This window comes from Phyllobacterium sp. P5_D12 (assembly GCF_054049495.1).
On sequence record NZ_JBFUMG010000100.1, the window covers coordinates 1 to 11,581 of the forward strand.

Here is an 11,581-nt window from a genome sequence, read left to right on the forward strand (position 1 = left end):
GTTTCAAGCCTATGCGGCCCGAAAACACTCCTCCGGTCCGCGACCGGTAAATCAACCGTTCAGAGCATCGCGTTGTTCGACGCTCACGTCCGCCGGCTAGTGGACGGTCTCTCCGTCGAGTTCAGGAGCCTGCCACATCTTTTCGAGATTGTAGAACTCACGTACTTCGGGACGGAAAATATGGATGATGATGTCACCTGTGTCGATCAACACCCAATCGCCGCCGGAAAGGCCTTCGATCTTGGCATTGTTGCCATGCCCGCTCTCTTTCAGAGCACGCAAAAGCTGGTCCGCAACCGCCGCTACGTGACGATGTGAGCGTCCCGATGCGATGATCATATGATCAGCGATGACGGACTTGCCTCGAAGGTCGATGGGGATAATATTTTCAGCCTTTGCGTCTTCAAGACTGGCAAGGACCGATTGAAGGGCAAGAGATACGGAATTGATACCGTTCATCTCTGCCGGTGAAGGTGCCAAGGCATCCTTCTTCTGAAATGCTGTTCTCAGTGTATTTCCTTTCCCTTAAGAACAACGCAACGCAGTTTGTACCCGTACTGCACATCTATAAGATAGGCAGAGTCGCAGGACAGTTTCAAGACGTCATATCGAACTAACTCGCTGTTACTGCCATGCTCCGAATGGTGGGCACGTAGTTGCAACGCCGCTTCACGTCTTTGGTTTCATCACGCCGTTGCGAATAGCAGTCGATGACAGCAATGACCTCGGCCCATGAATGAAGGTCCATGCTGGGGCGCGTGAACGGGCCAGGATCGGCGCGTCGTCTTCATCGATACGCGCATAACCAAACGTCTTGGCCATACGGGATGAAAGGAAAGCCAAAGTGGATCCCGGACGATCGATAACAGCAATCGGAAACGTCAAGGCGATCTTCTGCCAGCGCTGCCAGAGGTGGAAGTCCGCAAGATTGTCCGCACCCATGACCCAGACAAAATGCACGCCCGGGTTGCGAGCTTTGATCATAGCCAGCGCGTCAGCAGTGTAGCGGATATTGTGAGCGGCTTCGAATGCCGTAATTTTCACACGGGGATCCTGGATCAGTTCTTCACAGCGCTCCAGGCGCTCCGCCAACGGTGCCAGATGCCGCGTATCCTTCAGCGGATTCCCCGGCGTGACAATCCACCAGAGCTGGTCGAGCTTCAGACGGCGCAGCGCAATTTCAGCCACCAGCGCGTGACCCGCATGTGGCGGATTGAAGGAACCACCAAACAGCCCCACCGTCATACCCTTTTCAACGAAAGGCATGCGCAGATGCGCTTCACTAACGCCTGGAAAGCTCGTTTGCAAACTTGCCTTTATTGTCACGGACGAGTCTGGCCGTTGCCGCGCACACGGTATTTGAACGAGGTCAGCTGCTCGACCCCCACTGGACCTCTCGCATGCATCTTGCCGGTGGCAATTCCGATTTCGGCGCCCATGCCGAATTCGCCGCCGTCAGCAAACTGCGTAGAGGCATTGTGCAAAAGAATGGCCGAGTCGATCTCGTTGAAAAACCGTTCCACGACGCGAAGGTCTTCGGCGACGACAGCTTCGGTATGATGCGAGGAATAATGGTTGATATGCTGTATCGCGCCGTCGACACCATCGACAAGCTTTACTGAAATGATCGTATCGAGATATTCCGTAGACCAATCTTCCTCAGTGGCGGGTTTGGCACCCGCGAAGAGCTCCACGACTCCGTCGTCACCACGAATTTCGCAGCCCGCTGAACGTAGGTCTTCAAGGAGCGGCACCAGATGGGTTGGTACAGCGAGCCTGTCGACAAGCAACGTCTCGGCCGAACCGCATACACCGGTGCGGCGCATCTTGGCATTGACGACGATCTTGCGCGCCATCGCCAAATCGGCAGAGGCATCGATGTAGACGTGGCAAAGCCCTTCAAGATGGGCAAACACAGGTACACGCGCCTCAGCTTGCACTCGAGCTACCAGGCTTTTGCCGCCGCGCGGAATGATCACGTCGAGATTTCCATCAAGACCTTTGAGCATTTCGCCAACGGCAGCACGATCGGTGGTCGGCACTAATTGGACGGCAGCCTCCGGAAGGCCAGCAGCCGCTAGTCCCTCGAGCAAGGCTTCTTGGATAGCCTTTGATGAATGCGCAGAATCCGACCCGCCGCGCAAGATCACAGCGTTACCGGATTTGAGGCATAGCGCTCCTGCATCCGCCGTCACATTCGGCCGGCTCTCGTAGATCACTCCAATAACGCCGAGGGGAGTGCGGACACGTTCAATATGCAAACCGTTAGGGCGATCCCATTCGGCAATGACGTCTCCAACCGGATCCTTGAGACCGGCTATCGCACGAATGCTCGCGGAAATCCCGGCAACCCGGTTATGGTCAAGTTTGAGCCGGTCCAATAACGCTGGCGACATGCCTGCATTTTTGCCGTTCTCAATGTCGCGGACATTGGCTTCGAGAATGTCAGCCGCACGCCTATCAACGGCGTCTGCCATAGCTGCCAGCGCCGCTGTTTTCTTGTCAGGAGACGCAGTGGCAAGAGATTGCGCGGCGGTGCGTGCCTTGCAGCCGATTTCAGCCATCAATTCGGCAACCGACAGGTCTTTATCCACTCGTCGCAACATCTCTTACTCCTTGGCCGTCGCAGCGCGCTTTGCGGCACGCACCACCAGATCATCGCGATGGATCATCGCGGAACGGGCATCATAACCGAGAATCGCGCCAATCTCATTGGTCTTGCGCCCCGCAATCTTTACGGCATCGGCAGCGTCGTAGGCAACAAGTCCGCGTGCAGCCTCACGGCCATCGGGTCCGAACACAGCGACTGTATCGCCCCGTGTGAAGTGGCCAGCAACTTCGCGAACACCAGCAGCAAGCAATGACTTGCCGGATTTGAGAGCGGCAAGCGCGCCCTCGTCGATCACCAGCCGSCCGGATGGTTCGAGATTGCCGGATATCCAGGTCTTCCAGGCATTGACCGGCGTCAAGCTGGCTTTGAACATTGTGGAGCGTCCGCCTCGATCGATGGCAGCCAGCGGGTTTAGCCGTGTGCCGGAGGCGATGATCATGGCCGTTCCCGCCGCATTGGCGATCTTACCCGCATCTAGCTTGGTTTTCATGCCGCCGCGCGAATATTCCGATGCGGCTGTACCAGCCATCGCTTCGACATCGGGTGTAATCGCATCAATAACAGGTAAAAATTGCGCATGCGGATTCTGATGCGGCGGGGCAGTGTACAGCCCATCGACGTCTGAAAGCAGGATTAGGAGGTCCGCGCCCATCATGGTCGCAACCCGTGCGGCAAGCCGGTCATTGTCGCCATAGCGGATTTCAGTGGTGGCAACCGTGTCATTTTCGTTGATGACGGGAACTGCCTTCAATCGCAACAAGGTTCCTACCGTTGCGCGCGCATTAAGATAGCGCCGGCGTTCTTCGGTATCGGCAAGGGTCAAAAGAATCTGTCCGGCGCGCAATTTGTGGTGGCTCAAAACCTCGGCATAAGCTTTGGCCAATTCGATCTGGCCGGCGGCAGCTGCAGCCTGGCTTTCTTCCAGCCGCAATGCGCCCTTTGGCAAACCCAGCACCGTTCGGCCAAGCGCGATCGCGCCGGAGGATACGATCATCATCTCGACACCCGATGCGCTTAACGCCGCAACGTCGGTGCCAAGGCTCTCAAGCCAATCACGCTTGAGGCCAGTGACACGATCAACAAGCAAAGCCGAGCCAATCTTGACAACGATCCGGCGATAAGACGCCAGCTTCGGTAGTGAATTCACCTGATCTTCGTTATCCGGGAGTTGGACTGATTTCGCGGACATTCTACGACTCAATATTTGAAGCGGTTGTCGATCTCGACAGGAGCTTCCGACTGACGCGATTCAAGAATGATTGCAGACAGTGCGCGCATCACCGGTTCAACGCCCTCGCGGCTGACGGATGACAACAGCATCGGCTCGCGGCCGGCCGCTTTCTTGAGCGCGGCAACCTTCTTCTTGCGGGCAGCTGCGTCAAGCGTATCGATCTGGCTGAGCGCCACGATCTCTAGCTTGTCAGCAAGTCCCGCTCCATAGGCCTCGAGTTCCATCCGAACGGTTTTATAGGCTTCCGCGACATTCTCTTCTTGTGCCGAAACAAGGTGTAGAAGGACGCGGGTTCGCTCGACATGCCCAAGGAACCGGTCACCAATGCCCACCCCCTCATGCGCGCCCTCGATCAGCCCCGGAATATCAGCGATGACAAATTCTCTGGCGTCGATGCGTGCAACGCCGAGATTGGGATGGAGCGTTGTAAACGGATAATCGGCAATCTTTGGTTTGGCGGCAGTGACGCTGGCAAGGAAGGTCGATTTCCCGGCATTGGGCTTGCCAAGAAGTCCAGCATCGGCGATCAACTTCAACCGGAGCCAAAGGTTGCGCTCCTCGCCTTCGAGGCCGGGATTGGCGCGGCGCGGCGCCTGGTTGGTCGAGGTCTTGAAATGTGCATTGCCGAAACCGCCATTGCCGCCCTTGGCAAGACGATATCGCTGACCGACCACTGTGAAATCGCAGATCAGCGTTTCGTTGTCGTTTTCGAATATTTGCGTTCCGACCGGTACCTTCAGAATAACATCGGCACCTTTGCCGCCGGTCATATTGCGGCCCATGCCGTGCATGCCGGTTTTGGCCTTGAAATGCTGCTGATAGCGATAGTCGATCAACGTGTTGAGACCATCGACTGCTTCCGCCCAGACATCGCCACCGCGTCCGCCATCGCCACCGTCGGGACCGCCGAACTCGAGAAATTTCTCGCGCCGAAACGACACCGAACCGGCACCACCGTCGCCGGAACGAATATAGACTTTCGCCTGATCAAGGAATTTCATGGAAGTTCAGCCCTTTTGATGTTCCGAGGCATTACAGTAAAATCCTCGAAATGAAAACTGGTCGCCTCGATGTTGGAGACGACCAGTATTGGTTATGAAGTCCAGCTGCGAAGACCGATCCACGTCCTCCGGTCGAGCATGTAACGTTCAACAGGAACATTCCCGGCAGTGATCGAATCCATCATACCGGTGTTGGTATACTGGAAACCGCTTTTATAGATCACCCGGCGTGAAGCATTGTTGGACACGCGGCAAGAAGCATAGAGTTTTTCGACTTGTGTTGCTCTGAACACCAGATCGACGAGCGCATGGGCGGCTTCCGTTGCATAACCCTTGCCCCAGTAGGATTCGCCCAGCCAGTAGCCGATCTCCAACTCTTCCTTGCGGCAAGGCGCATACTCGTCCTTGCTGCGACGATAATTGATACCACAGCAACCAATGAACGTGCCCGATTGCGCCAATGTAATGGCGTAGACGCATTTGCCGATCTCGCCCGCATTGGCGCGGCGCACGAAATCCACCGCATGTTCCTTCGTATAGGGGTGCGGCATGCGGGAAAGCATTTCCGCCACGTGAAGGTTATCGGCGAGACGGGCAATTGCATCCACATCCTCGTTACGCGGCGCTCGCAGAACGAGACGTTCCGTAACGAGAACGGGACAGTCTATCAGATCCAACCGTTCTTCATCGTCTTCCAGTATTTCAGCAACCATTTGTCTATCCTCCAGACACGAAAGGGGAGATGGGTGGTTATCCCATCTCCCCTTTTGATCTGTTGGCGGTTGCCATACACCGGGTCCGATGGGACGCCGGCGCTTCAAGCAGGACCGGCTATTCTGCTGCTTCGGCGATCGGGTTGACGATCGACACGTAGCTACGGCCGTTGGCTTTGGTGCGGAAGGAAACGGTGCCTGCTTCAAGTGCAAACAGGGTATGGTCCTTACCAAGGCCAACATTGACACCGGGGTGCCATTTGGTGCCGCGTTGACGAACGAGGATGTTGCCGGCAAGAACCTTCTCGCCACCAAACTTCTTCACGCCAAGGCGCTTCGATTCTGAATCACGACCGTTGCGTGACGAACCACCAGCTTTTTTATGTGCCATCGGATTGCTCCTCTAATCTCTTCTTATTCGCCCTTAGCGGGCTTCTCAGCCTTGGCAGCAGCCTTCTTCGGCGCAGCTTTGGCCTTTGGGGCGGCTTTCGTCTCGATTGCGTCCGCAGCAGCAGCTTCGGCCTTCGGAGCAGCTTCCTTCTTCGCCGGCTTTTCAGCGGCTTTCTTGGAAGGCTTCGCGCCATCGGTCAGGATTTCCGAGATACGGATCGTCGTCAACTCCTGACGATGACCGCGCGTACGCTTGGAATTCTGGCGACGACGCTTCTTGAAGGCGATGACCTTGCGTGCACGGCCCTGCTCTACGACTTCCGCTGTTACCAGCGCACCACCGACAACAGGAGCACCGATCGTTGCGTCGGCTCCGACGCCAACCATCAGAACTTCAGCAAATTCAACGATATCACCGGCGTTGCCGGCAACTTTCTCGACCTTCAACAGGTCATTGGCGGCAACGCGATACTGCTTACCACCGGTCTTGATGACTGCGAACATTTTTTCCCTTTCGGAGTCCGGTTCGGTTTAGTGCCGTTTTACGGCAATAACCGTCTTTTTGTCAGTCGTGACAGATTGATCGAAAGGCACTCTTAGGCATAAGAATAAAGGCACCCGAATTCAAAAACAAACAGCGCGGAGAATCCCCCACGCCAGTTGACGGGCGCTTATAGGATCAGGTTCGCCGCTGAGTCAAGAAATTTAACGCAAATTACTCTTGTATCTGGAAGCTTTGCCCGCTATCTAGCCGGTCGCACGCTCAAGCCGAGCCCCTGGGGGCATCGCGGCATCAGCCGGGTTTCATATCCGGAAAATGGATCGGGGATTATCAATCCCCCTACGCGGAGAGGTGGCTGAGCGGTTGAAAGCACCGCACTCGAAATGCGGCATGGGGGCAACTCCATCGGGGGTTCAAATCCCTCCCTCTCCGCCATGATTTTTGCATAACTATATGGTTTTATTAGATAAATTTCATCTAAAGAAAAATGGAGTATGCTTTTGAGTGCACTTCCAGTTGTCCGATGTTTTTCTGTGTGTGGCGAGCATGTTGGATACGCCGATTTTCGCTTCGAACGCAGATAGGTGTATGTTGGAGATGAAAACTCTGACTCCGTTAGTCCTGGTTCGAATCTAGGTTCCCCAGCCAAACATTTTCAAAGCAAAATCAAATATTTAATCAAATGACCGTTACGGTCCCACTGGTTTTCATGTTGCGTCATGTTGCAACTGGCTCCATTGATTTCCAATGGTTTTCTGCAACACTCGGCAAATCCATGCGACATGGATGCAACATGGGGAAACGAGATGGCCTATATCGATGCAGGCAATATGACCGACGATGCTTTGGCAGGCTACGATAAAATGATGGTCTAGGTGGCAGTCACGATTAACCCTTTCCATGAAGATATGGTCAGACGTCCTCAAGGATTTGGATCGCTGGGGTAAGGTGACGCTTGTCAGTGGTTCCTACGATGACATTGGCAACGCGTTGATTAACCGGTCATGACCCAAGCACCAAAGGTTCGCATAAAGCCTCGGATTAAAATGCTCAAGCCCCTCGAACCTCGGATCCGGCCTCTATCTCGGGTGTCCCGGAAGAGCGAGAGCTCTCCCGATTTCTCGTAAACGACCCGAACCTCGGTCATTCCCGCCGCTTAGTTGCTTCGCACGCACGCGAATGCGCGCGAGACCAAGCCCATGCGACTCACGCGCAGCGACACATAATGGCTAGTACAGCCGGACTGGACGTATCGAAGCTTTCGGGCCATTCGCTGCGCGCCGGCAAAGATCTTGGGGAGATTTCCGGCATAGGGGTTAATGTAAACTAACGGCTACCACCATCATACCAATTCACCAGATTCCTGACCTTAAGTAGAATAGTAACCCTCGGCCGCGCGATGAATACTCGCACCATTCCAGACTCACAGCATTCCCAACGCTAAATTGGAGAAATAAGCCCGGGATGTCTTAGCTGGATGATGCGAATTTCCTCCTGAGGAGAAGCAAATGAGATGGATTATTTTCAGAATCGATGTGTTTGTTGTGCTGCGATACTTTCACAACATATCCGGCGCCTGGCGGTATAGCCGCCATTTCAAAAACTATATGCGGGAGGGCATGAGTCCGGCCGAAGCCGTGGAATGCGACAAAACGTATTGGGGCATTGCAGACGGTGGGCACATACGATCGGCGGGCAAGCCGAACAACCGTATGACTTCTCCGTTGATGCCAACTATGTGGATGGCGACGAGCAACATATCGAGCCGATCCTGATGGTCGCAAACGTTTTAGCAGGTTGCCGAGATATGTGTTGTCCATCATTTCTCGGAGATGTCGTATGTTCAAAGGTTCTGTCGCAAACTTATCTGAGCATGGCATAAAATTTCCTGATCTTGCCTTGGCCGAACTTTAATATGGCAACTGCCGTCGCAACTTGCGACAGCGATACTTTCGCAAGTCTGCTTTGCGCCAACAGCGGACTCCCGTTGATGGCAGATAGCGGAGTTCAGTATTTCAGGGCTAAGCTATGAACGAGAGGGCTGTTTGTTACCTTCGGAAGCCGTTCGATGAATAGCATCTGATAGGGCGCCTCGCCCCGCTCTCCAGGCATGTAGTCCCTGCCACGAGGATTCGTGAGTTCCTTGCTTGCGCCGGGCAAGGAGAACCGAAATACGGCCCCGCCAGATGCATTGCTATCTGCCCACAGCCGTCCCCCGTGCGCATCGATGATCGACTGGGAAATCGACAGCCCCATCCCCACGCCGTTCGACTTGTTCGTGTAGAAAGCATGGAAAATCTGATCGAGATGGTTCTGATCAATGCCAGGCCCGGAGTCGCTCACGGCCACTACGACATCGCCCGCCTCGCTTTTTTCCATGCTGACCGACAACTCTCGCCGTCCTGCATCCCGCGTGCCCATGGCTTCGACCGCGTTCAGAATTAGGTTAAGCACAACTTGTTGTAGTTGAACACGATCCCCCTCGACGGGAGCCAGCGCCTCGATGAGACGGGTTCGGACCGAGATCCCATTGGTGGTGATGGCGCTTTGCGCCAATCCAATCACTTCCTCGATGGCCGATTGGGGACGCGACCCAATTAGAAGAAATGTCCACTCTGGGTCACTTGTTGCCACTGCCTAGCGTCCGCTTGGCGCCACTTGCGGACGCCAGCCCTGACTTGAAAGAATGACCTATTTGGGGCCGATTCCGGTCAATTCGTCGAGGCTCAAGGCGCGCGGTGTCTGGGAAGCGACCTTTGCACCGGTGGCATCCATGTGGGTGGCCGGCGAGGCGATTGCCGACGGCGCGACCGGCAGCTTGCCGCCGGGCTGCATCGACGAATGCGATATGCGGCCCGTATGCCAGATCTGGTTGGCGATCAGTCCGCCCTTGGCATGCACAGCAGCGGTCACCAACTGCCAACCAGCGATCTGCTGATCGGAGTAGACACCAGGCGCGCCGGGGTAACCACGCGCTGTCGGCGAAATGTCTGTCGCTTCGGAGATGATCAAACCGCCGTCGCTCGCCCGCTGCCCGTAGTATTCAGCGTTCAGTGCGTTGGGAACATCGCCCGGCTGCCGCGAGCGCAGTCGGGTCAGGGGCGCCATTACGATACGGTGCTTCAGGGACAGGGCGCCGAGGTGCGTGGCGGCAAACAAAGGATCGGTAGTCATATGCTAACTCCATGTTGTTGACAGAGATATAGGGAGGTAGACAAATAGGATTGGCGCGCTGGAACGTGAAACCGGTATACCGTTTTCACGTTATAATGGACGCGTCGTCCGCCGGTGCCGCTCATCTTTAGTTTCCCGAAACCAGCTTGAGTCCGATAACGCCTGCCAAAATGAGAAGAATGCAGAGTATCCTCAACGGTTCGGCTGAATCTCCCAGCACGGCAATTCCCATAATGGCGGTGCCCGCCGCGCCAATTCCGGTCCAGACGGCGTAGCCGGTTCCAACTGGCAGCGTGCGGAGCGAGAGCGACAGAAGAAAGACACTCGACAGGCCGGTGGCGACGGTAAGCAGTGCTGGTATCAGTCGCGTGAAACCTTCAGACCACTTCATGCAGAAGGCGAATGCGATTTCGATGATTCCCGCGATACTAAGTAGTACCCATGCCATAGTCGGATCCGTTCGTTGATTTCGCCAGCGTTATGGCCGGTCGAGGGTTCTGGTTCTATTATCAGGCAAGCGAACCACCTCGGGTTCAATCCCTGGGATAGCTTTCAAACCAGCCATCCCTTGAAGAGGCGAGAGATGACCATTGGAGATTCCTATGGGTCAAGCTCCTGCCTATGGGGTATTCAAGCTTTGGCAGCAGCAGCGGGTGTCGACCGGAAGCCAATTCCGAACCGGTTGAAGGCGTTCATCAAGCCGATCGCATATGTTAGATCAGCAAGTTCTTTATCGCCGAATTCGGCAGCGGCCGCTTCATAGTCAGAATCGGGAATGCCGGTTTCGGCCACGCGCGTTACGGTTTCCGCCCAGGCAAGCGCGCTGCGTTCGCGGGTACTGAATACGTCACCCGCATCGCGCCATACCGGTACCAATACGAGCTTGTCCACCGTCAGGCCATTTTTGAGAAGGTCGCGCGAATGCATGTCGATGCAATATGCGCAGCCATTTATTTGCGAAACTCGAAGGTACACAAGGTCGATCAGTTGTTTCGGGAGGCCACTTTTTTGAATTGTGATGTAAACCCCTCCGAAAGCCTTGTAACCTTCAGGTGAAGCTTTGGCATAGTCGATGCGATTACTCATGACGAATCCTTATGTTTGCTAAATCAAGAATTCATCGTGCTGCATCTTGGTCTATGTTAGAAGGTCCATGATCCGTCATCAGTACTGGGCCATAATCCTCTCAGTTCTCAGCTCCCACTGCCCCTACCAAAGGGAATGTGCGGAGGCAGAGCGCCAGAGCTGCACAGAGGATCGGCAGAACGGATACAATTGGTGCTGATTGCACCAAATCTTGAGGGACACCCGACCACAGGGGTCAAATGCCATGGGCAATTAAATCGCTTAATACGTTAGCTGCACAGCACTTACGTCCTCGGCCGACACCGCAGTATTTTCGTTAAAGAGTGTCTCGGAAAAACCCATGGTATGAGCGAGCAGTCCCTGGCGAAAATAGAACCGCTGAGCAAGTGCTTTGTGCAAACCCGTATCGAGGACCAAATGTCCGCAGTTTAATTCTCGTGCATATGCGCGCGCTACAGAAAGTAGTTTTGCTCCAATGCCATCATTTCGATACTTTTGATGTACCACCAGGTCGTCAACATAGACGAATCGCCCATACAACAGATTTTCCTGCAAGCGATAACGAATGACCCCTCCAATTCGACCGTCACACCACGCTGCTGACAAACGGAATCCCTGTTCACGTTGACGCATTACTTGTCGAACGAAAGAATCGGTATCTGTCAAGTGTGGGCGTAACTCCATCACAACGGCGTGACATGCACTGACATCTGTGAGCTGCTCGATACTTCTAACCTCAACATACCGGCCCATGGTCATGACGAATCCTTAAATTTACGGTCGAAGGACTCTATCGTGCTGCTGCTTGATCTGCCTTAGAAGGTCCATGATCCATCTTGGGTGCTATGGCATGAGGGGTGCCTGTCTTTATAC

The 11,581-nt window shown here is 54.8% G+C and carries 13 protein-coding genes and 1 tRNA gene; 1 reads left to right on the plus strand and 13 read right to left on the minus strand.

All coding sequences use genetic code 11. The features are described from left to right. Nucleotides 1-96 precede the first annotated feature (96 nt). The 8 genes from rsfS to rplU form a co-directional block, all read right to left on the minus strand. On the minus strand, nt 97-459 hold the full coding sequence (gene rsfS, locus ACXJ5O_RS09360; RefSeq protein ID WP_112531036.1) for a ribosome silencing factor: 363 nt from the start codon (nt 457-459) through the stop codon (nt 97-99). A gap of 210 nt (nt 460-669) precedes the next feature. After that, the gene (locus tag ACXJ5O_RS09365) at nt 670-1,266 is read right to left on the minus strand and encodes a nicotinate-nucleotide adenylyltransferase (protein WP_457299647.1); all 597 of its coding nucleotides are present in this window, start codon (nt 1,264-1,266) and stop codon (nt 670-672) included. A 56-nt stretch (nt 1,267-1,322) separates the two neighbouring features. Continuing rightward, nucleotides 1,323-2,606, minus strand: a complete 1,284-nt coding sequence (locus ACXJ5O_RS09370; RefSeq protein ID WP_457299648.1) for a glutamate-5-semialdehyde dehydrogenase — start codon at nt 2,604-2,606, stop codon at nt 1,323-1,325. A 3-nt stretch (nt 2,607-2,609) separates the two neighbouring features. Further along, complete coding sequence (proB, locus tag ACXJ5O_RS09375) at nt 2,610-3,800, minus strand: glutamate 5-kinase (RefSeq protein WP_457299649.1); 1,191 nt, start codon at nt 3,798-3,800, stop codon at nt 2,610-2,612. An 8-nt stretch (nt 3,801-3,808) separates the two neighbouring features. Further along, nucleotides 3,809-4,843 (minus strand): GTPase ObgE, encoded by a 1,035-nt coding sequence (gene obgE / locus ACXJ5O_RS09380; protein WP_271896735.1) that lies wholly within the window; start codon nt 4,841-4,843, stop codon nt 3,809-3,811. Between the two features lie 92 nt (nt 4,844-4,935). Beyond that, nucleotides 4,936-5,556: a GNAT family N-acetyltransferase gene (locus ACXJ5O_RS09385; protein WP_457299650.1), complete on the minus strand. Its 621-nt coding sequence runs from the start codon at nt 5,554-5,556 to the stop codon at nt 4,936-4,938. Nucleotides 5,557-5,674: 118 nt separating this feature from the next. After that, on the minus strand, nt 5,675-5,947 hold the full coding sequence (gene rpmA / locus ACXJ5O_RS09390) for a 50S ribosomal protein L27 (protein WP_112531041.1): 273 nt from the start codon (nt 5,945-5,947) through the stop codon (nt 5,675-5,677). A 23-nt stretch (nt 5,948-5,970) separates the two neighbouring features. Beyond that, nucleotides 5,971-6,450: a 50S ribosomal protein L21 gene (rplU, locus tag ACXJ5O_RS09395; protein WP_457299651.1), complete on the minus strand. Its 480-nt coding sequence runs from the start codon at nt 6,448-6,450 to the stop codon at nt 5,971-5,973. 343 nt (nt 6,451-6,793) lie between these two features. On the opposite strand from rplU, the gene ACXJ5O_RS09400 reads away from it, so the two are divergent. Then, nucleotides 6,794-6,883, plus strand: a tRNA-Ser gene (locus ACXJ5O_RS09400). 1,572 nt (nt 6,884-8,455) lie between these two features. On the opposite strand, the gene ACXJ5O_RS09405 is transcribed toward ACXJ5O_RS09400, so the two are convergent. From ACXJ5O_RS09405 to ACXJ5O_RS09425, 5 genes are all read right to left on the minus strand, one after another. Beyond that, entirely contained in the window at nt 8,456-9,004 is a 549-nt protein-coding gene (locus ACXJ5O_RS09405) for a sensor histidine kinase (RefSeq protein WP_457299652.1), read from the minus strand. A 135-nt stretch (nt 9,005-9,139) separates the two neighbouring features. Further along, on the minus strand, nt 9,140-9,622 hold the full coding sequence (locus ACXJ5O_RS09410; RefSeq protein WP_457299653.1) for an oxidoreductase: 483 nt from the start codon (nt 9,620-9,622) through the stop codon (nt 9,140-9,142). 127 nt (nt 9,623-9,749) lie between these two features. Further along, nucleotides 9,750-10,070, minus strand: a complete 321-nt coding sequence (locus ACXJ5O_RS09415; RefSeq protein ID WP_457299654.1) for an SMR family transporter — start codon at nt 10,068-10,070, stop codon at nt 9,750-9,752. A 182-nt stretch (nt 10,071-10,252) separates the two neighbouring features. Further along, nucleotides 10,253-10,708 carry a carboxymuconolactone decarboxylase family protein gene (locus ACXJ5O_RS09420; protein WP_457299655.1) on the minus strand — a complete coding sequence of 152 codons (456 nt, stop codon included), beginning with the start codon at nt 10,706-10,708 and terminating at the stop codon, nt 10,253-10,255. Nucleotides 10,709-10,969: 261 nt separating this feature from the next. After that, nucleotides 10,970-11,467: a GNAT family N-acetyltransferase gene (locus ACXJ5O_RS09425; protein WP_457299656.1), complete on the minus strand. Its 498-nt coding sequence runs from the start codon at nt 11,465-11,467 to the stop codon at nt 10,970-10,972. Nucleotides 11,468-11,581: the final 114 nt, after the last annotated feature.

Bases quoted from the DNA above. Each gene is read 5' to 3' on its own strand.
- rsfS (WP_112531036.1), bottom strand. From the start codon at position 459: ATGAACGGTATCAATTCCGTATCTCTTGCCCTTCAATCGGTCCTTGCC.
- ACXJ5O_RS09365 (WP_457299647.1), bottom strand. From the start codon at position 1,266: ATGCCTTTCGTTGAAAAGGGTATGACGGTGGGGCTGTTTGGTGGTTCC.
- ACXJ5O_RS09370 (WP_457299648.1), bottom strand. From the start codon at position 2,606: ATGTTGCGACGAGTGGATAAAGACCTGTCGGTTGCCGAATTGATGGCT.
- obgE (WP_271896735.1), bottom strand. From the start codon at position 4,843: ATGAAATTCCTTGATCAGGCGAAAGTCTATATTCGTTCCGGCGACGGT.
- ACXJ5O_RS09385 (WP_457299650.1), bottom strand. From the start codon at position 5,556: ATGGTTGCTGAAATACTGGAAGACGATGAAGAACGGTTGGATCTGATA.
- rpmA (WP_112531041.1), bottom strand. From the start codon at position 5,947: ATGGCACATAAAAAAGCTGGTGGTTCGTCACGCAACGGTCGTGATTCA.
- rplU (WP_457299651.1), bottom strand. From the start codon at position 6,450: ATGTTCGCAGTCATCAAGACCGGTGGTAAGCAGTATCGCGTTGCCGCC.
- ACXJ5O_RS09410 (WP_457299653.1), bottom strand. From the start codon at position 9,622: ATGACTACCGATCCTTTGTTTGCCGCCACGCACCTCGGCGCCCTGTCC.
- ACXJ5O_RS09415 (WP_457299654.1), bottom strand. From the start codon at position 10,070: ATGGCATGGGTACTACTTAGTATCGCGGGAATCATCGAAATCGCATTC.
- ACXJ5O_RS09420 (WP_457299655.1), bottom strand. From the start codon at position 10,708: ATGAGTAATCGCATCGACTATGCCAAAGCTTCACCTGAAGGTTACAAG.
- ACXJ5O_RS09425 (WP_457299656.1), bottom strand. From the start codon at position 11,467: ATGACCATGGGCCGGTATGTTGAGGTTAGAAGTATCGAGCAGCTCACA.